Origin of the sequence: Pseudoalteromonas sp. B160 (genome assembly GCF_037162485.1) — a bacterium.
GTDB lineage: Bacteria > Pseudomonadota > Gammaproteobacteria > Enterobacterales > Alteromonadaceae > Pseudoalteromonas > Pseudoalteromonas rhizosphaerae.
Genome location: NZ_JARLUX010000001.1, coordinates 286,136 through 307,336, shown reverse-complemented (window position 1 = coordinate 307,336; position 21,201 = coordinate 286,136). Strand labels below are relative to the sequence as shown.

Here is a 21,201-nt window from a genome sequence, read left to right as displayed (position 1 = left end):
TTCGCTACCTTTTTTTACATTTCCTTACATCCACTTACATTTTTATAATAAAATACAAGCACTTAGTTAAGTTTCAATTCAGTTTACTCGCGTTAGGATGTGCCCCGTCTTAACCAACCGGTTAAACGTTAAACCTTGTAGCAATAAAACAATGTAAAATAGGGAAATCTTTTTATGAAAAAATTAGCAGTTATTATTTCGAGTATTCTTCTTTCTAGTGCCGCGACTGCTGCGGATAACTATCAGTCAATCAGCCATTTAGGATATATGGATACCGATGGCAACGACACAGTTAGTGTTGATTCAAAATATTACTTCTCACCAAAAGCAACATTAGGTCCTTACGATCAATTTGAGTATATTAACAAGCAAACCAACGTATATGGTTCATACATTGATAATGACTTTAGCGATGTAACAACTATCGGTGGTGAGTACTTTGTTGAAAATTTTGTGGTAGGTGCTCAATATAGCAACCTTGATGTTGATTCTGTTTCAAGCAAAGACGTATTTAATGTATCAGCAGGTTACTTTTTTAATCCAAATTTATTATTAAAAGCGACATTCATTGACGTTGAAGATGGCGAAAATTCAGTAATATTTGATCTTGCTTATGATCATAAACTTAATAGCACAGATTACATCGGTTTCACTGTAACATCTGATGACGAGTTTGATTACCGCGCTGTGAACGCTAAATACTTCATGGATCTTAAGCAAGGTAACTACCTAACTGTTGAAGGTACTATTTCAGATACTGACGACAGTGGTAGTTCATGGGAATTAGGTTCTAATTACTACTTCACTAAAGCGACATCAGCGTTTGTTACATTTAATAAAAACGATGATTACACTTTTGGTGCTCAACATTTCTTCAACAAAAATGTTGGCTTAAAAGCTGGTTACGGCAATAACTGGGATGATTCTGGTTATGACGCTTACTTTGCAAATGTAAGCTTACAGTTCTAATCAAACTGTAATACTAGTACTGCAATACTAAAAAAGCCCGCTCAATTGAGCGGGCTTTTGCATTTTTGTTATTTAACTAAGTTTACTTACCAACCACATTGTCGGCCTTTATTTTGCTCATCAAGGTATTTTTGCAGTGGCGCAAAGTAATCAAGTAGGGCTGTTGCATCCATTTCAGGTTTACCTGTTACGGTGGCTAATGCTTCTTGCCAAGGGCGGCTTGAACCCATTTCTAGCATAGCATTGAGTTTTTCACCTGCTTCTTTAGAGTTGTATACTGAGCAGCGATGAATGGCTTCTTTGTTACCTGCTATTTCACATAAACTACGGTGGAAATCAAACTGTAAAATATGCGCTAAGAAGTAACGTGTATATGGTGTATTACCTGGCACATGATATTTTGCACCTGGATCAAAGTCAGCTTCGCTTCGTGTGATAGGTGCTTTTACACCTTGGTATTTTTCACGTAATTCCCACCATGCCTTATTGTAGTTTTCAGGGGTTACTGCACCTGAAAATACTTGCCAACGCCATTGGTCCACAAGTAAACCAAATGGAATAAACGCTACTTTATCTAGCGCCATTTTCATCAGTAAGCCAATGTCTTTCGATTCATCAGGCACTTGCTCTAATAAACCAATTTCTTTTAAGTAACCAGGTGTTACCGAGAGCGCAATAGTATCGCCAATGGCTTCGTGGAAACCGTCGTTAGCACTTTCTTGATAATAAAGCGGTTGGGTATTGTAAGCGCGTTGATAAAAGTTGTGACCTAACTCATGGTGAATAACTGAGAATTCTTCACCAGTACGCTGAATACACATTTTAATGCGTAAATCGTCTTTACTATCTATATTCCACGCTGAAGCATGGCACTGTACATCACGATCGGCAGGTTTAGTGAATAACGAACGTTGGTAAAAGGTGTCAGGTAAAGGTGCAAATCCCATTGAGGTGAAAAATTTTTCAGCGCCGCGTACCATTTTAAGTTCATCGTAGTTATGCTCGGCTAATAATGCGGTTACATCATAACCAGGATCGGCATTTTCAGGTGCGACTACATCATAAATGTTGCCCCACGATTGCGCCCACATATTACCTAATAAATGCGCTGGGATAGGTTGGTCTTGGGGTACTTTGTCTTCACCGTATTTTTCACCTAACTTGGCACGAACATGACAATGCAGCGAATCATATAATGGTTTTACTTGCCCCCAAATACGATCAAGTTCTTTGGCAAAATCATCTGCTGGCATATCATACTTACTACGCCACATTGCACCAGTGTCTGCATAACCAAGCTCTTTAGCGCCTTCATTGGTTAATACAACTTGTTGTTCATACAGTGGACGCATTGGTTTTGATACCTGGCGCCAACCTTGCCATAAATCAAGCAGTTCGTTGTAATCACGGCTGGTGGCCATTGTTGCAGTCATATCACCTAGGCTTAAACAGCTGCCATCGTCTTTACAATATTTACCTTTACCATATATACCGCCAAGTTCAGCCACAAGCTGTGATAGTTTTGCTGTTTTTTCTGCATCTTGTGGGGCAGGTAAAGTCAGTGCCAGTTTTAATTTGTCGAGTTTACGACGTGCGTCATAATCAAGTTCGAGAGAGTCAAACTGTGCAGCTTCGTTAGCAAGGCGAACCACCGCTTCGGTCATTTTACGATTTACTTCAGCTGATAGGGCTGATGTATCATGCGTTATAAAGTTAGCGTAAATCCATTCCGCGCGACTTGATTCTAGATATAAAGCACTGAGCTCTTGCTCTGTTGTATCTAAAAAGGCTTGCGCGTCTTTTGCAGTTACCGGCGCAGGGCTTGCAACTTGAGTTACTGTGTTAGTGGCTTCTTGGTTACAGCCGCTCAATGCTAATGTGCTGGCAACCATTATTGCGCTCAAACTGAGCTTAAAATGTGGAGTAGTCATGTTGGTCCTTATATTTGTTATTTATCGTGTAGGATGATAGCAGCGTCTATGTGTTAGGCAAAGTTTATCAATAACCGACTCTTAAGCTCAGGCCATGCGAGTTTATAGTGGCATTGTATTTATTAAAGGATCGGTCATAATTAAGTCAATCTGTTTTATTAATTAATAAGGATAGTTTCCATGTCAGTGTTTATTTTGTTACTGGTGTTGGTGATAGTTATTTTTGCGGTTAAAGATATCCGCTTAAATCTCGTCAGCCGCCCGACATTTAAAATGTTTAAAAAGGTATTACCGCCGCTTTCGCAAACTGAGCGTGAAGCGATGGAAGCGGGCGACGTGTGGTGGGATGGAGAACTATTTAGTGGCAATCCTGATTGGCAATTACTTCACAGCTACCCAAAGCCAGAGTTGAGCGAAAAAGAGCGAATATTTTTAGACAATGAAGTGGAAACACTGTTGGCGATGCTTGATGACTATCACATTGTGCAAAAAGATAAAGACTTGCCAAAAGAAGTATGGGATTACCTAAAGACCCAAGGTTTCTTTGCGCTGATCATTCCCGAGAAATTTGGCGGACGCCAGTTTTCAGCAATCGCAAACTCAACCATTGTAGCTAAAATCGCCACTAAAAGCTTAACAGCAGCAGTGACCGTGATGGTGCCCAATAGCTTAGGCCCTGGGGAATTACTATTACATTATGGTACAAAAGAGCAGCAAGAGCGCTGGTTACCTTCACTTGCGAAGGGGGATGATGTGCCGTGTTTTGCTCTAACAGGCCCTGAAGCCGGCTCTGATGCTGGCAGTATTCCTGACTCTGGCGTAGTTTGTAAGGGTGAGTTTGAAGGCCAAGAAGTTGTAGGCTTACGATTAAATTGGTCAAAACGCTATATTACGCTTGCACCCGTAGCAACGGTTCTTGGACTTGCTTTTAAAATGTATGATCCCGATGGATTACTTGGTAAACATAAAGAGCTAGGTATAACCTGTGCGCTGATCCCAACAGATCACCCTGGTGTGGAAACGGGGGAGCGCCATTATCCATTGAATATGGCGTTTATGAATGGCACAACCTACGGTAAAGATGTATTTATTCCTCTTGATTGGATCATTGGCGGTCAAAAAGGGGCAGGACGAGGTTGGCGGATGTTGGTTGAGTGCTTAAGTGCCGGGCGCGGTATTTCATTACCAGCATTGAGCAGTGCAACAGGGCATTTATGTGCCCGTATGACATCGGCCTATGCAATGGTACGTCAACAATTTGGTGTTTCTATCGGGCAGTTTGAAGGCGTGCAAGAGGCGCTGGCTCGCATTGGTGGACTAACCTATAGTCTTGAATCATGCCGCTTAATGACTGCCGGAGCCATTGATTTAAAATTAAGCCCATCAGTGGTGACTGCGATTGCCAAATATCATATGACAGAGATGGGCCGTACGGTAATGAATGATGCTATGGACATTCATTCAGGTAAGGGGATCCAAGTGGGGCCAAATAACTATTTAGCGCACGGTTATATGGGCATTCCAGTATCAATTACCGTTGAAGGGGCGAATATATTAACCCGTAATCTGATGATCTTCGGTCAAGGTGCAACTCGTTGCCACCCATTTGTACTCAAAGAAATGGAAGCCGCAGCAATGGAAGATGACGATCTCGCGTTAAAAGAATTTGATTCATTATTACTGCAGCATATTTTATTTGCCGCTACTAATGCGAGTATGGCTTTTATACATGGATTAACGCGAAGCTATTTTGCAAAATCGCCCGTTTGTGGTGAGACTGCTTCATATTATAAGCAATTAGGGCGTATGAGCCGAGGACTTGCCTTTAGCACTGATGTGGCAATGTTAGTACTTGGTGGTGAGCTTAAACGTAAAGAGATGATTTCAGCGCGTTTAGGGGATGTCTTAAGCCACTTATACTTAGCATCTTGTGTATTAAAACGTTTTGAAGACGAGGGGCGTCAACAAGCTGATCTTCCGTTCGTAAAATATGCGGTTGAATTGTCACTGTTTGAAATTGGCCAAGCATTTGACGGTTTTTTCAAAAACTTTTCAAACCCGGTTATTAACTTCATCCTAAAACGTATTGTATTTCCGCTTGGTAATCATTACCAGCGCCCAAGTGATGAACTTGCACAAACAATTTGTGAGCATATGACGCAACCAGGGGTATTTAGAAACCGCTTAACTCATTTATGTTATGTGGATGATAAAGCGGGTACTGGTGTGATGGAGAATGCATTTATAGCGATGCATGATACCAGCGCCGCCTTCAAACGATTGAAGAAATGGCAACGTGACGGCACACTTAACCGTAATGCTGATATAGCAACTGCAATCGACAGTGCGCTTGAAAAACAGTTAATAACTGATGAGCAAGGCGAAAAGCTACATGCTGCAAATAACCTACGCAAACAGGCTATTGCGGTAGATAATTATCAGCCAGGTGAACTGTAATAGCGAAAACTAACAAGCCTTGCTGCGAGCAAGGCTTGTTAAGTGGTCTAAATATTTAATATAAAGCGTTAGCGTGCAAATGGATCGGCATTGATTTTATCAACGTACCAATTGCCTTTTTTACGCACCATTTTTACGCTGCGCATATCATCAACTTTATTCCCATTGAAGTGGCCTGTGAAAATAAGGTTGATATTGGCTGTATCGCCATATTGTTCTCTTAAACTCATATTAGTCATATCAACTTCAATTACTACATCATCGTATTGCATGTTGACTAAATTGCGGGCAAATTGTTTTGAGGTGCCGTAAGAGTTCATGATCCGCGCCATTTTAGGTGTGGCCATAGTACTGGCTTTGCTTAGGTCGTTTTCGTTATAAAGCGTATCAAAAAATAGTGCAGCGCTATTTCCTGGAGTATTTTTTTCACCTTTTGGTGAATCTTCATTTCCACAGCCGCTCATTAGCAGTAAAAATGTAGCAGTGCAAAGAGTTATAAATGATTTCATTAGATAAATAGATTTATTAGTGATGATTTAGTGTGTGACGAAATGCGACAGATGTAAAGTTTACGGTAAGAATTAGTGATGTGAATGCAATAAATAATAAAAAAGGATGCAGTTTGCATCCTTTTTCAAAAGCTATTTAAACTTATTGAACCAGCTCTTGCTCTGAAAACTCTTCAGCAAAAAGTGGGCTTGATAAATAACGCTCAGTTGCACTAGGTAAAATTACTACGACATTTTTACCTGCATTTTCAGGTAACTCCGCAATGCGCTTTGCTGCAACAACCGCAGCGCCAGATGAAATACCAACTAATATACCTTCTTTTTTCATCAGCTCATGAGCCATTGCTATACATTCTTCATTAGACACTTGCTCTACACCATCGATCATTGATAGGTCTAAATTACCAGGAATAAAGCCTGCGCCAATACCTTGAATTTTATGTGGCCCAGGTTTAATTTCTTCACCCGCGAGTGTTTGGCTGATCACTGGCGAATTAGTTGGTTCAACAGCGATTGACTTTACATTAAGGCCTTTTTCAAGTTTCAAATAACGGCTGACACCAGTAATTGTACCTCCAGTACCCACACCAGCCACAAAGAAATCAACTTTTCCATCTAATGCATTAAAGATTTCTGGGCCTGTTGTTTCAAAGTGAATTTTAGGGTTTGCAGGGTTTTCGAATTGTTGTAATAAAATAAACTTTTCAGGGGCTGATGCTTGAATTTCCTTTGCCTTAGCTATCGCACCGTTCATACCTTTAGCACCATCTGTTAATACTAAATTAGCACCTAATGCTTTTAGTAACTTACGACGTTCAAGACTCATGGTGTTTGGCATTGTAAGCGTAAGTTTGTATCCACGCGAGGCCGCAACAAACGCCAAAGCGATACCTGTGTTACCTGAAGTTGGTTCAATCAGCTCTTTATCTTTAGTCAGCTCACCTGATTTTTCAGCTTCCCAGATCATTGATGCACCAATACGGCATTTAATGCTAAAGCTAGGATTACGAGATTCTATTTTAGCAAAAACATTACCTGTCGTTACACGGTTTAGTTTTACTAACGGTGTGTTACCAATACTGAGTGAGTTATCTTCAAAAATAGTAGACATAATGTTCCCTTAGGTGCAATTTATTCAATCGTGACCGATTTTTATGTAATCGTTCTGTAATAGTGACACTTTACTGCTGAATTAAAAAAACTAAAGTAAAGTTTGGCTATAAGATATATTTATTCGGCTTATAACTGAATGAAATAAAAACAGCGACTGCTTGTAAGTATAGTTATTAAGACAAAAATACTATCAGTTATGCTGACATAGGATTATCAGGGATACAAATACTGACCAAAATTTATATGCGCTAGATCATAATGAATTGCCTAGTTGATATTATAATGAACAAATTAGACGGGCGTTTAACGCTAAAAGTGATTGTATTTTGTGCAAACAGGCTGTTGTTGAGCGGTTTTATGATACATATAATTAAAAACATGCTAAAACCTCACCCATCAAAATTTATGAAGTGATGACAATGACGTTAATCTTAAAATTAATTGCCGGTATATTGGCCGGTATTTTAGTGGGCTTATATGTTCCACTAACAGGTGTTGAACTCCTTTACACGGTAAAAGAAATAATTGGTCAGCTGATCACTTTTACTATTCCACTAATTATTTTATTTTTTATAGCATCAGGAATTGCAGGTTTACCAAAAGGTTCAGGCCATTTGTTAGGTAAAACCGTTGGTTTCGCCTACGGTTCGACCATTATTGCAGGCACATTAGCTGTGATGGTTGTTAGTGCAATTATTCCGTTATTTGATGGCGGTTTAACCTTTGAAGCTGAAATAGCAACCGAAGTGGCAAGTTTTATTGATTTAGAGATCCCACCATTGATGGGTGTTATGACCGCGCTTGCCACAGCGTTTGTGTTTGGTATCGGTATGAGCCAATTAGAGCTAGAGACCTTGAAAAAAGTATCGGATCAGGGCCGCGATGTGATTGATGGTTTGCTAGCAAAAGTTATTATTCCAGCATTACCGTTTTATATTGCAGGTGTGTTTGCTGAGATGACAGTTGCAGGCACTGTTGTTGATACCTTACAAACGTTTGGTGTGGTGTTGATTGCTGCATTAATCATGCATTGGGTATGGTTGACTATTCTTTATATCGGTACGGGTATCTTATTAAAACGCAACCCAGTTGAATTAATTAAAAATATGCTCCCAGCTTACTTTACAGCCTTAGGCACTATGTCAAGCGCTGCGACTATTCCAGTGTCTTTACGCTCAAGCAAAGCAAATAATGTAAAAGAAGATGTTGCTAACTTTACTGTACCTTTGTGTGCGACTATTCATCTATCTGGCTCAACGATCACTATCGTAACTTGCGCGATGGCGGTGATGTTTTTATCACCAAACATGGATGTACCATCATTATTTGGGATGTTGCCGTTTATTATGATGCTAGGTGTGGTAATGATTGCCGCACCGGGTGCTCGGGCGGAGCTGTCATGTCTGCGCTGGGGTTGTTAACCAGTATGCTCGGTTTCAATGAAGGTGCTGTGGCGTTAATGATAGCGCTTTATTTGGCTCAGGATAGTTTTGGTACAGCCTGTAATGTTACCGGTGATGGTGTAATTGCTTTGTGGGTTGACCGCTTCAGTGAAAAAACGCCATCTTAAATTAGTTATCTGAAACGATAATTGAGTTATCGTTTCAGATTTTCTGTGTTAGTGTGACCAATTAAATTGTCATATTGACGTGCTATTAGGTTATATGAGGGTGTCCCATTGATTAATGTACTTTTAGTTGATGACCATGAGCTCGTACGAACGGGTATCAAACGTATTTTAGATGATGTTCGTGGGTTTAAAGTAATTGGTGAAGCTAAAACAGGTGAAGAAGCGGTACAATTTTGCCGTCAGCATTCTCCTGATATTGTGCTAATGGACATGAATATGCCAGGTATTGGCGGATTAGAAGCGACCAAGAAAATTTGTCGCTATTGCCCTGATGTGAAAATTATTGTACTAACAGTACATTGTGAAGACCCATTCCCAAGTAAAGTGATGCAAATTGGCGCTCATGGTTACTTAACCAAAGGGGCGGGCTCTGATGAAATGGTTAATGCAATTCGCGCAGTAAATGCAGGGCAACGCTATATTGCACCAGAAATAGCTCAACAAATTGCCCTTGCGCAAGTGACGGGTCGTACTGATGAAAGTCCATTTCAGAGTTTATCTGAACGTGAATTACAGATCATGTTAATGATCACTAAAGGTGAAAAAGTACAAGACATTGCCGAACGCCTTAATTTAAGTTCTAAAACAGTGAACAGCTATCGCTATAGAATGTTTGAAAAGCTGAATGTGGGTGGTGATGTTGAATTAACTCATTTGGCTATTCGTCATAAGATGATCGACATCGACAGCGCCCACTAGTGTTGCCCCATGGCAGAATTTGATCACGCCCATTTCTTAAAAACACTATCAAGCGAACCCGGCGTTTATCGGATGCTTGATAGTGATGATAAAGTTATTTATGTTGGTAAAGCTAAAAACCTTAAAAAACGTGTTAGTAGCTATTTTCGTAGCAATGTCACGGATGGCAAGACTCGCGCTTTAGTCAGTAACATTAGTGATATTGACATCACTTTAACCAATACTGAAACCGAAGCTTTACTGCTTGAAAATAACTTAATAAAAAAATATCAGCCACGTTACAATATTTTACTGCGTGATGATAAATCCTATCCGTATATTTTATTAACTGCTCATAAACATCCAAGACTTGCATTTCATCGCGGTAGCCGCAAAGTAAAAGGCGAGTATTTTGGGCCATTTCCAAGCGCTGGGGCTGTCTCTGAAAGTTTGCGGTTAATGCAGAAAATATTTCCTGTTCGTCAATGTGAAGATGCGTATTATCGCGTTCGCAGCCGACCTTGTTTGCAATTTCAGCTAAAACGTTGTTCTGCACCCTGCGTGAATGAAGTGAGTGACGATGAATACAATCAGCAAGTTGATTTTGTACGTAAATTTTTGACTGGCAAATCTCATGAAGTCATCGCAGCGTTGATCTCTAAAATGGAAGCTGCGAGCCACGCTTTGCAATTTGAACTAGCGGCTAAAGTACGCGATCAAATAATGCTACTGCGTAAAATGCAAGAGCAACAATCGATATCAGGTAATTATGCCGAAATGGATGTTGTGGGTTTTGCTCATTTAAATGGCCTCAATGGCATTCATTTGTTGATGATCCGCGATCATAAAGTACTCGGTAGCAAAACGTACTTTCCAAAAGTACCGAAAGATTCACAGCCACAAGAAATACTGGCTTCATTTCTTGGGCAATATTATTTAGCGCCAGGTGCAACAGGGCGAATTGCTAAAGAAGTTATTTTGCCATTTGCACTTGATGAAATTGATGTACTCAGTGAAGCATTAAGCCAAGTGAGTGAACGCAAAGTAACTTTAAAAACAGTTACACGGGGTGAGCGTGCGCAATACTTACAGCTCGCTAATAAGAATGCGCTTAATAGTATTACCGTGAAGCAAAGCACTCAGGATTCGATTAATAAGCGTTACGCACAACTTAAAGCGACGTTAGGGCTTGATGATATTAATCGTATGGAATGTTTTGATATCAGCCATACAATGGGAGAAAACACAGTTGCCAGTTGTGTGGTGTTTGATTCGCAAGGACCGAATAATAAAGAATATCGACGCTTTAATGTCACAGGGATCACTGGAGGTGATGATTATGCTGCAATGGAGTTTGCGTTAAACAAGCGTTACAACAAGTTGGTTGACGAAGATAAAATTCCTGATGTGATTTTTATCGACGGTGGTAAAGGACAACTTTCTCGTGCCGAGCAGTACTTTGCTAATTGGCCACATGCAAAAATGCCGCTGTTAGTCGGTGTGGCAAAAGGCACCAGTCGTAGGCCAGGCCTTGAAACACTATTAATTGATGGTGGTCGGAAAACAATTCCAATGGATTCAGACGCACCAGCGCTACATCTGATCCAACATATTCGCGATGAATCACATCGCTTTGCTATTGCAGGGCACCGTAATAAGCGGCAAAAACAACGCACTCAATCACTATTAGAAGAGATAGGTGGTATCGGCTCGGTACGACGCCAAACATTATTAAAATTTTTAGGGGGCATGCAGGGAGTAAAAGCTGCTAATATAGATCAATTAAAGCAAGTACCGGGATCAGCTCTGACATGGCTGAGAAGATATTTAACCATTTGCATGACAAGGGCTAGCCCTTCGTGCGAATATAGAAAAAAGACATCCCCAAGTAGTTATGTGGAATATTCCAAACACACTCACAACATTTAGACTTTTTCTTATCCCCATTTTTTTGGTGGTATTTTATCTGCCTTATTCATGGGCTTTCTTTGCTGCAGCTTTTATTTTCTGGCTTGCATCGATCACTGATATTCTTGATGGCTATCTAGCGCGCAAGCTTGAGCAGTCTACGCCATTTGGTGCATTCTTAGATCCTGTTGCTGATAAAGTGATGGTGTGTACAGCATTGGTTGCTTTAGCTAGTTATTATCAATCAATGTATATGACTATTCCTGCTTTAATCATAATAAGCAGAGAAATTGTTATCTCAGCACTTCGAGAATGGATGGCAGAGCAAGGCAAGCGTGGTAATGTAGCTGTATCAAATATGGGTAAGTTTAAAACTGCTGCGCAAATGTTAGCTATTATTGGACTCATTTGGCAATACGATAGTTGGATGATGTACTTAAGTTATGGCTTACTTTACATTGCGACCTTCTTAACGGTTACTTCTATGCTGCAATATTTGATAGCAGCGTGGTCTGAATTGACTAAAAATTGACTCTAAACGTATAATAACGCACCGTTTTAGATAAAAAATAATCAAACAGTTCAAAACTAGCATTTTTTGTATTGACGCGTTTAATAATCTCTGTAGAATGCGTCCGTGTTGAGAGGGCATAGCCCCCTAGATAAACAAAGTGACACTGGTTAAGTTGCTAGAATGTTTTACCGCGACAAGGTTGCGATGAAACATATTAATACTTACATGCGTTATGCGGCACTAGCTCAGTTGGTAGAGCGCGACCTTGCCAAGGTCGAGGTCACGAGTTCGAGCCTCGTGTGCCGCTCCAGTTTATCAAAGGTTACCCAGTATTGAGGCGGAATGGCAGAGTGGCCATGCACCGGATTGCAAATCCGTTTACCACAGTTCGACTCGGGTTCCGCCTCCAATCAACACTCCACACGCTTTAATTAGCAAACTCGATGCCCGAGTGGTGGAATTGGTAGACACAAGGGATTTAAAATCCCTCGACTAACAAGTCGTGCCGGTTCAAGTCCGGCCTCGGGCACCACTTTGTGGTTTAGTTGCATATACCAAATGTAACTTTTAAAAATGTAGTAATTAGAATTAATATGATGCGGCACTAGCTCAGTTGGTAGAGCGCGACCTTGCCAAGGTCGAGGTCACGAGTTCGAGCCTCGTGTGCCGCTCCATATTAGTTTTATCCACTTGCTTTAAATAGCAAACTCGATGCCCGAGTGGTGGAATTGGTAGACACAAGGGATTTAAAATCCCTCGACTAACAAGTCGTGCCGGTTCAAGTCCGGCCTCGGGCACCACTTTAAATTACTCAACCAAGGTAATTTAAGGGCGATAAAAAATATTTCTTACAAAGAATTATATCTAATTATGCGGCACTAGCTCAGTTGCCAGAACGTTTACCGCGACATAGTCGCGCACCAACGTACAAATTACTGACAAAGTTTTATGCGGCACTAGCTCAGTTGGTAGAGCGCGACCTTGCCAAGGTCGAGGTCACGAGTTCGAGCCTCGTGTGCCGCTCCAAATTATTTGTTACATTTAGGCGGAATGGCAGAGTGGCCATGCACCGGATTGCAAATCCGTTTACCCACGGTTCGACTCCGGGTTCCGCCTCCAAATAATTACTCCACACGCTTTAATTAGCAAACTCGATGCCCGAGTGGTGGAATTGGTAGACACAAGGGATTTAAAATCCCTCGACTAACAAGTCGTGCCGGTTCAAGTCCGGCCTCGGGCACCACTTTATCTTCACTATTACTTCATTTATACCTACAGCGTAAAAAACACACCCAAAATTGCTTATCTATCTATTAAATTAAACTTTCACCTTATAGCTTTTGTATGCGTTTAACTTTTATCCATAGCGCGTACGGACAATCTTAATACCAAAATATACGCAAATCACTTTGTTGATTGATGCCAGAGAAATTAGCTTAACTAACACTAATACCAATCTGCATAAAGATTAAGAAAATTTGATCCAATCTCTAGAGCATATAATTTTAACCGTATCAGGGACGGAGATGAATTTATTCCACGCTTGTGAAACCTGTTCGACTATTTCTTCATAACCACTAAATACACGATCAGATAGAGAGTGTTGTCGTATTCAACTCAATTGTTAAGGTAGTTTGAAATCCATTTTTGACACTGCCGCGTGCTGTATTTGGCCGCTTAGCAATATTCGTTCTGTTTCCACCCTCAAAGAATAATGAAACATCAAGCAGGCGTATGCGTTTTCTTGCATTAGGCTCTTTACGTGATAAAACTAAAAGTTGTTTGGATTCTTTTAAGTTCAATTCAGTAAAAGTAGATAAGTATCTGTGCGCTAATTGAGATCACATAATTTGACAGATTGGTATAAAAAGCAGCAGGCTTTACTTTTGTGGTGACGCTTGATAAATGGCCAATGCTGAGAACAGTAAAGCGTCACTATGCCAATTGCAGCCGCATGCATACCCAATAGATTCAGAGCAACACTCCTGTGTGGCGCTTCGCTGAAGCATTGTTGAAGCTGTAGCCAGATTTATAAAGCACTCAATAAGGGCCGCGCTTTAGCGATGAATATATTAGACGCTTGTGATAGCAAATCTGAATAACTACTAAGGCATTATTATTTTGATCAAAAAAGGGAGCACATAGGCTCCCTCTTTGATTGTAAATAAGCTTATTTACTTTTTATGCCAAATCCCTTTCGGGATGGTTTGATCAAGCTGAGTATTTTTGGTTGGATCAAATGTTGGTAATTTGCCAGCTTTGCGCTGTGTGGTGTAGTCGTTCGCAAGCCAGATCACCACGCCTGATAACATAAACAGTGCGATAACATTCACGATTGCCATGAGGCCCATCGAAATATCAGCTAAGGTCCAGATCAACCCCAGTTCACTCACAGAGCCAAACATCACCATACCTAATACTATAAGTCTAAAGATCAACATACCATGCTCATGATTATGCTCTAAGAATAATAGATTAGTTTCTGCGTATGAATAGTTAGCAACAATTGAGGTAAAAGCAAAGAATAATATAGCAATCGCAACAAAGATTGTGCCCCAGCTTCCAACATGTTCTTCAAGAGCAGCCTGAGTTAATGCAATACCAGTTACACCTGAGTCAGCTACTAATTGATCAGAGAGCAAAATCAGCGCGGCTGTTGCACTACATATAACAACCGTATCAATAAATACACCAAGCATTTGCACATAACCTTGTGAGGCAGGGTGGGGCGGATTTGGCGTCGCAGTCGCTGCCGCATTTGCTGCGCTACCCATACCTGCTTCATTTGAGAATAAGCCGCGCTTTATTCCTTGGATCATTGCTTGCATAACGCCATAACCAATCGCACCGGCACCCGCTTGCTCAATTCCAAAGGCACTATTAATAATACGCATAAATACAGTCGGTAATTGCTCTGCATTAATAGCGCACACATATAAAGCTACAAGTAAGTAAGCTAATGCCATAAATGGTACAACCAACTCTGCAAAGCGAGAAATAGTTTTCAGGCCACCAAATATAATAATGCCAGAGCCAACGACTAGTACTAAACCAACAACATAGTTTGGAATGTCAAAAGCGACTTTAAATGCAGCGGCTATAGAGTTAGATTGCACTGCATTGAATACTAGGCCAAATGCCAATATCAAACAGAGTGAGAAAACCACCCCCATCCAACGTTTACCCAAACCATATTCCATATAATAAGCAGGGCCTCCTCTGAAATTACCATGTTCATCACGAATCTTATAAGCTTGAGCCAAAGTACTTTCTGCAAAACTCGTTGCCATACCTATTAAGGCAATTAGCCACATCCAGAAAATAGCCCCAGCACCACCTAAATACAGTGCAACAGCAACACCAGCCATATTTCCGGTACCAACACGTGCGGCTAAGGAAGTACAAAAAGCTTGAAAAGATGAAATACCGTTTTTATCACACTGACGAGAATTGAACATGACTTTAATCATGTGGGGGAATTGAACAAATTGAATAAACTTGAGTTTAATAGTAAAAAAGAGTCCTGCCGCTATTAATAGGTAGACGAGAATATGACCCCAAAGCAGCCCACTAATACTATTTATTATATCTATCATGTTATATGCCTAATGAACGAGTTTAAAAAACAGCGGGCAACTTACCATAAGCAAAGCAGATAGTTTAGTGAAACGATGAAAAAAACGAGGTTATCCACAGGCTTCTGTGGGTAAGGTGTCAGTTTCTTTTGGGTATCTTGAGGGTATGAAATAAATGCGAATTTAATGATAAAAACGCTTGCGTAAAATTCGCCGCGCCCTATAATGCGACCCCACTGAGACGGCAGACAGCAACGCTTAGCGAGGCAAGAGTTAATCAGTTAGTCGAGTAAAACTTGAGTTTAGATTATTAAGAAAGTTTAAAATTAAGTATTGACAAAAAAATAGGGAAGCGTAATATGCGCAGCCCTAGCGAGATAAAGTTTAACTTTAACCGCAACGTTCTTTAACAATATAAAGCAATCATCTGTGTGGGCACTCGTACAGATTGAGTTCTAACATCCGAGCTTAGTTCGCTAAGCAAGGCAAAAAATTTAGAGTCTCAATTGAAACTGAGTGACCAACAGAAGTAACTTATTTATAAGTTGCTTCGGCACAGTCAATTCAATATCGAAAGATATTAAATAAATTCAGAATTCATTGAGCTGTCGAAAGACAAAAAACTTTTAATTGAAGAGTTTGATCATGGCTCAGATTGAACGCTGGCGGCAGGCCTAACACATGCAAGTCGAGCGGTAACAGAAAGTAGCTTGCTACTTTGCTGACGAGCGGCGGACGGGTGAGTAATGCTTGGGAATATGCCTTTTGGTGGGGGACAACAGTTGGAAACGACTGCTAATACCGCATAATGTCTACGGACCAAAGTGGGGGACCTTCGGGCCTCACGCCAAAAGATTAGCCCAAGTGGGATTAGCTAGTTGGTAAGGTAATGGCTTACCAAGGCAACGATCCCTAGCTGGTTTGAGAGGATGATCAGCCACACTGGGACTGAGACACGGCCCAGACTCCTACGGGAGGCAGCAGTGGGGAATATTGCACAATGGGCGCAAGCCTGATGCAGCCATGCCGCGTGTGTGAAGAAGGCCTTCGGGTTGTAAAGCACTTTCAGTAAGGAGGAAAGGGTAGTCTTTAATAGAGGCTATCTGTGACGTTACTTACAGAAGAAGCACCGGCTAACTCCGTGCCAGCAGCCGCGGTAATACGGAGGGTGCGAGCGTTAATCGGAATTACTGGGCGTAAAGCGTACGCAGGCGGTTTGTTAAGCGAGATGTGAAAGCCCCGGGCTCAACCTGGGAACTGCATTTCGAACTGGCAAACTAGAGTGTGATAGAGGGTGGTAGAATTTCAGGTGTAGCGGTGAAATGCGTAGAGATCTGAAGGAATACCGATGGCGAAGGCAGCCACCTGGGTCAACACTGACGCTCATGTACGAAAGCGTGGGGAGCAAACAGGATTAGATACCCTGGTAGTCCACGCCGTAAACGATGTCTACTAGAAGCTCGGAGCCTCGGTTCTGTTTTTCAAAGCTAACGCATTAAGTAGACCGCCTGGGGAGTACGGCCGCAAGGTTAAAACTCAAATGAATTGACGGGGGCCCGCACAAGCGGTGGAGCATGTGGTTTAATTCGATGCAACGCGAAGAACCTTACCTACACTTGACATACAGAGAACTTACTAGAGATAGTTTGGTGCCTTCGGGAACTCTGATACAGGTGCTGCATGGCTGTCGTCAGCTCGTGTTGTGAGATGTTGGGTTAAGTCCCGCAACGAGCGCAACCCCTATCCTTAGTTGCTAGCAGGTAATGCTGAGAACTCTAAGGAGACTGCCGGTGATAAACCGGAGGAAGGTGGGGACGACGTCAAGTCATCATGGCCCTTACGTGTAGGGCTACACACGTGCTACAATGGCGCATACAGAGTGCTGCGAACTCGCGAGAGTAAGCGAATCACTTAAAGTGCGTCGTAGTCCGGATTGGAGTCTGCAACTCGACTCCATGAAGTCGGAATCGCTAGTAATCGCGTATCAGAATGACGCGGTGAATACGTTCCCGGGCCTTGTACACACCGCCCGTCACACCATGGGAGTGGGTTGCTCCAGAAGTAGATAGTCTAACCCTCGGGAGGACGTTTACCACGGAGTGATTCATGACTGGGGTGAAGTCGTAACAAGGTAGCCCTAGGGGAACCTGGGGCTGGATCACCTCCTTATACGATTTAGAACTTATTTGTTCGTAGTGTCCACACAGATGATTGTTAATTAGTGCGTGTCCCTTTGGGATAACTAATTAATATGCTCTTTAAAAATTTGGAAAAGCTGATAATAAAATTCGTATGAATACAGTGTATTTGTACAGAGTTTTCAAAAGTAAAAAAGAATGATAGCAGTATCATTCAGTGCCATTTAATGAACGTTTACGTTTGTTGATTGGTATCTACTTTAGTATTCAATATTAACTTCTGGCGAAGTTAAACTGTCACAAAACAAAGACCCGTTTGGGTTGTATGGTTAAGTGACTAAGCGTACACGGTGGATGCCTTGGCAGTTGGAGGCGATGAAGGACGTATTAACTTGCGATAAGCCTAGTCAAGCTAGTAAAAAGCACTTGAGACTAGGATTTCCGAATGGGGAAACCCACCTGCTTGCAGGTATCGTTAACTGAATACATAGGTTAACGAGGCGAACGCGGAGAACTGAAACATCTAAGTACCCGTAGGAAAAGAAATCAACCGAGATTCCGAAAGTAGCGGCGAGCGAAATCGGAACAGCCCTTAAGCTTAATTGGTGTTAATGGAAGGCTCTGGAAAGTGCCACGATACAGGGTGATAGTCCCGTACATGAAAATCCCTTTTAAGTGAAATCGAGTAGGTCGGAGCACGTGAAACTTTGACTGAATATAGGTGGACCATCATCTAAGGCTAAATACTCCCAACTGACCGATAGTGAACCAGTACCGTGAGGGAAAGGCGAAAAGAACCCCTGTGAGGGGAGTGAAATAGAACCTGAAACCGTGTACGTACAAGCAGTAGGAGCCCACTTGTTGGGTGACTGCGTACCTTTTGTATAATGGGTCAGCGACTTATATTTTGTAGCGAGGTTAACCGAATAGGGTAGCCGTAGGGAAACCGAGTCTTAACTGGGCGATTAGTTGCAAGGTATAGACCCGAAACCCGGTGATCTAGCCATGGGCAGGTTGAAGGTTGAGTAACATCAACTGGAGGACCGAACCCACTAACGTTGAAAAGTTAGGGGATGACCTGTGGCTAGGAGTGAAAGGCTAATCAAACCGGGAGATAGCTGGTTCTCCCCGAAATCTATTTAGGTAGAGCCTCGGACGAATACTTACGGGGGTAGAGCACTGTTAAGGCTAGGGGGTCATCCCGACTTACCAACCCTTTGCAAACTCCGAATACCGTAAAGTAATATCCGGGAGACACACGGCGGGTGCTAACGTCCGTCGTGAAGAGGGAAACAACCCAGACCGCCAGCTAAGGTCCCAAAGTCATAGTTAAGTGGGAAACGATGTGGAAAGGCCCAGACAGCCAGGAGGTTGGCTTAGAAGCAGCCATCCTTTAAAGAAAGCGTAATAGCTCACTGGTCGAGTCGGTCTGCGCGGAAGATGTAACGGGGCTAAACTATGCACCGAAGCTGCGGATTCAGAATTTATTCTGAGTGGTAGGGGAGCGTTCTGTAAGCGGTTGAAGGTGTACCGGGAGGTATGCTGGACGTATCAGAAGTGCGAATGCTGACATGAGTAACGATAATGCGGGTGAAAAACCCGCACGCCGGAAGACCAAGGGTTCCTATCCCATGTTAATCAGGGTAGGGTAAGTCGACCCCTAAGGCGAGGCCGAAAGGCGTAGTCGATGGGAAACGGATTAATATTTCCGTACTTGGTATAATTGCGATGGGGGGACGGAGCAGGCTAAGCAAGCATGGCGTTGGTAGTCCATGTGAAAGTGAGTAGGCTAGTGACTTAGGTAAATCCGGGTTGCTGTTAGGCTGAGACACGAGACGAGTCACTAAGGTGATGAAGTTGCTGATGCCATACTTCCAGGAAAAGCCTCTAAGCTTCAGATTATACCGAATCGTACCCCAAACCGACACAGGTGGTCAGGTAGAGAATACTAAGGCGCTTGAGAGAACTCGGGTGAAGGAACTAGGCAAAATCGTACCGTAACTTCGGGAGAAGGTACGCTCCGATTGGTGATGAGACTTGCTCTCTAAGCTGATTGGAGCCGCAGTGACCAGGTGGCTGGGACTGTTTATTAAAAACACAGCACTGTGCAAAATCGCAAGATGACGTATACGGTGTGACACCTGCCCGGTGCCGGAAGGTTAATTGATGGGGTTATCTTCGGAGAAGCTCTTGATCGAAGCCCCGGTAAACGGCGGCCGTAACTATAACGGTCCTAAGGTAGCGAAATTCCTTGTCGGGTAAGTTCCGACCTGCACGAATGGTGTAACCATGGCCACGCTGTCTCCACCCGAGACTCAGTGAAATTGAAATCGCAGTGAAGATGCTGTGTACCCGCGGCTAGACGGAAAGACCCCGTGAACCTTTACTACAGCTTGGCACTGAACATTGAACCTACATGTGTAGGATAGGTGGGAGACTTAGAAGCAGAGACGCTAGTTTTTGTGGAGTCGTCCTTGAAATACCACCCTTGTAGTTTTGATGTTCTAACGTTGGCCCCTGAATCGGGGTTACGGACAGTGCCTGGTGGGTAGTTTGACTGGGGCGGTCTCCTCCCAAAGAGTAACGGAGGAGCACGAAGGTTGGCTAAGTACGGTCGGACATCGTACGGTTAGTGTAATGGTAGAAGCCAGCTTAACTGCGAGACAGACACGTCGAGCAGGTACGAAAGTAGGTCATAGTGATCCGGTGGTTCTGAATGGAAGGGCCATCGCTCAACGGATAAAAGGTACTCCGGGGATAACAGGCTGATACCGCCCAAGAGTTCATATCGACGGCGGTGTTTGGCACCTCGATGTCGGCTCATCACATCCTGGGGCTGAAGTCGGTCCCAAGGGTATGGCTGTTCGCCATTTAAAGTGGTACGCGAGCTGGGTTTAGAACGTCGTGAGACAGTTCGGTCCCTATCTGCCGTGGGCGTTTGAGAATTGAGAGGGGTTGCTCCTAGTACGAGAGGACCGGAGTGAACGAACCGCTGGTGTTCGGGTTGTCATGCCAATGGCATTGCCCGGTAGCTACGTTCGGAACTGATAAGCGCTGAAAGCATCTAAGCGCGAAGCAGGCCTCGAGATGAGTTCTCACTAGAGCTATAAGCTCTCTGAAGGGCCGTTGAAGACTACAACGTTGATAGGCAAGATGTGGAAGCATAGTGATATGTTAAGCTAACTTGTACTAATTACCCGTGAGGCTTAACCATACAACGCCAAACGCGTTTTATGTGATAGTTGATAGCGCAAGAAGTTAATAGACTAAAGTAGATTTACTGAAAACTTTATTATCAGAATTCCAAATTTATAAGGTGACTCTTAGCGCGTAGCGTTAAAGTTGAGGCACCTTGCGCAAAGGAAATGTAAGCACTACGTGCTTTGTCATTACTCCTTTGCACCGTATTTGCTTGGTAACAATAGCGTTTTGGACCCACCTGACCCCATGCCGAACTCAGTAGTGAAACGAAACAGCGCCGATGATAGTGTAGCATTTGCTATGTGAAAGTAGGACATTGCCAGGCTCCAAATTGAGAAAGCCGCTTCAGAAATGAAGCGGCTTTTTTACGTCTGTAGGAAAGTGAAATAGTAAGCGAGTTAGCGAGAGTAAAGCTAGCGAGCCGCACTGTGTCAACCTATACACCGTAGCGTGGGTTGAGTATCTGACACCCACGGATAAAAGAACGCGACGATTAAGCCAGAGCTTTTTCTTTCACATATTTAAATAAGCTTTAAAATAGTGCAATAAGAACTTTTCGTACTCATCGCTAAATTCTA

At 42.6% G+C, this 21,201-nt stretch carries 8 protein-coding genes, 8 tRNA genes, 3 rRNA genes and 2 pseudogenes; 17 read left to right on the top strand and 4 right to left on the bottom strand.

All coding sequences use genetic code 11. The features are described 5' to 3' along the window. The first annotated feature begins 174 nt into the window (after positions 1 to 174). A complete protein-coding gene (locus P4S61_RS01275) occupies positions 175 to 969 on the top strand; it encodes a putative porin (RefSeq protein WP_145242308.1) in 795 nt (264 codons plus the stop codon). A gap of 86 nt (positions 970 to 1,055) precedes the next feature. On the opposite strand, the gene P4S61_RS01270 is transcribed toward P4S61_RS01275, so the two are convergent. Further along, complete coding sequence (locus P4S61_RS01270; protein WP_182732229.1) at positions 1,056 to 2,900, bottom strand: M2 family metallopeptidase; 1,845 nt, start codon at positions 2,898 to 2,900, stop codon at positions 1,056 to 1,058. Positions 2,901 to 3,080: 180 nt separating this feature from the next. Here P4S61_RS01270 and P4S61_RS01265 point away from each other — a divergent pair, with 180 nt between their 5' ends. Then, positions 3,081 to 5,357: an acyl-CoA dehydrogenase gene (locus P4S61_RS01265; RefSeq protein ID WP_145242304.1), complete on the top strand. Its 2,277-nt coding sequence runs from the start codon at positions 3,081 to 3,083 to the stop codon at positions 5,355 to 5,357. A gap of 68 nt (positions 5,358 to 5,425) precedes the next feature. Here P4S61_RS01265 and P4S61_RS01260 read toward each other — a convergent pair whose 3' ends face one another. After that, a complete protein-coding gene (locus tag P4S61_RS01260; RefSeq protein ID WP_392352533.1) occupies positions 5,426 to 5,821 on the bottom strand; it encodes a hypothetical protein in 396 nt (131 codons plus the stop codon). A gap of 187 nt (positions 5,822 to 6,008) precedes the next feature. After that, positions 6,009 to 6,977, bottom strand: a complete 969-nt coding sequence (gene cysK, locus P4S61_RS01255) for a cysteine synthase A (protein ID WP_145242300.1) — start codon at positions 6,975 to 6,977, stop codon at positions 6,009 to 6,011. A 421-nt stretch (positions 6,978 to 7,398) separates the two neighbouring features. Between cysK and P4S61_RS01250 the strand changes: the two are divergent. From P4S61_RS01250 to P4S61_RS01195, 12 genes and pseudogenes are all read left to right on the top strand, one after another. Then, positions 7,399 to 8,549, top strand: a pseudogene (locus P4S61_RS01250) (dicarboxylate/amino acid:cation symporter). Positions 8,550 to 8,657: 108 nt separating this feature from the next. Continuing rightward, complete coding sequence (uvrY, locus tag P4S61_RS01245; RefSeq protein ID WP_016707677.1) at positions 8,658 to 9,308, top strand: UvrY/SirA/GacA family response regulator transcription factor; 651 nt, start codon at positions 8,658 to 8,660, stop codon at positions 9,306 to 9,308. Between the two features lie 9 nt (positions 9,309 to 9,317). Further along, a pseudogene (gene uvrC, locus P4S61_RS01240) lies at positions 9,318 to 11,140 on the top strand (excinuclease ABC subunit UvrC). Positions 11,141 to 11,181: 41 nt separating this feature from the next. Next, complete coding sequence (pgsA, locus tag P4S61_RS01235; protein ID WP_145242294.1) at positions 11,182 to 11,727, top strand: CDP-diacylglycerol--glycerol-3-phosphate 3-phosphatidyltransferase; 546 nt, start codon at positions 11,182 to 11,184, stop codon at positions 11,725 to 11,727. A gap of 216 nt (positions 11,728 to 11,943) precedes the next feature. After that, positions 11,944 to 12,019, top strand: a tRNA-Gly gene (locus P4S61_RS01230). A gap of 26 nt (positions 12,020 to 12,045) precedes the next feature. Then, positions 12,046 to 12,118, top strand: a tRNA-Cys gene (locus P4S61_RS01225). Between the two features lie 36 nt (positions 12,119 to 12,154). Then, positions 12,155 to 12,241: transfer RNA gene (locus P4S61_RS01220), tRNA-Leu, on the top strand. Positions 12,242 to 12,307: 66 nt separating this feature from the next. Continuing rightward, positions 12,308 to 12,383: transfer RNA gene (locus P4S61_RS01215), tRNA-Gly, on the top strand. 39 nt (positions 12,384 to 12,422) lie between these two features. Then, positions 12,423 to 12,509, top strand: a tRNA-Leu gene (locus P4S61_RS01210). Between the two features lie 150 nt (positions 12,510 to 12,659). Next, a tRNA-Gly gene (locus tag P4S61_RS01205) sits at positions 12,660 to 12,735 on the top strand. Positions 12,736 to 12,753: 18 nt separating this feature from the next. Beyond that, positions 12,754 to 12,828, top strand: a tRNA-Cys gene (locus P4S61_RS01200). Positions 12,829 to 12,865: 37 nt separating this feature from the next. Beyond that, a tRNA-Leu gene (locus P4S61_RS01195) sits at positions 12,866 to 12,952 on the top strand. A 931-nt stretch (positions 12,953 to 13,883) separates the two neighbouring features. Here the strand turns inward: P4S61_RS01195 and P4S61_RS01190 are convergent. After that, a complete protein-coding gene (locus tag P4S61_RS01190; protein ID WP_149983426.1) occupies positions 13,884 to 15,305 on the bottom strand; it encodes an alanine/glycine:cation symporter family protein in 1,422 nt (473 codons plus the stop codon). 606 nt (positions 15,306 to 15,911) lie between these two features. Between P4S61_RS01190 and P4S61_RS01185 the strand changes: the two genes are divergently transcribed. From P4S61_RS01185 to rrf, 3 genes are all read left to right on the top strand, one after another. Continuing rightward, a 16S ribosomal RNA gene (locus P4S61_RS01185) occupies positions 15,912 to 17,453 on the top strand. A gap of 296 nt (positions 17,454 to 17,749) precedes the next feature. Further along, positions 17,750 to 20,636, top strand: a 23S ribosomal RNA gene (locus tag P4S61_RS01180). Between the two features lie 197 nt (positions 20,637 to 20,833). Continuing rightward, a 5S ribosomal RNA gene (rrf, locus tag P4S61_RS01175) occupies positions 20,834 to 20,948 on the top strand. The 16S, 23S and 5S rRNA genes sit together here, the layout of an rRNA operon. Positions 20,949 to 21,201 lie beyond the last annotated feature (253 nt).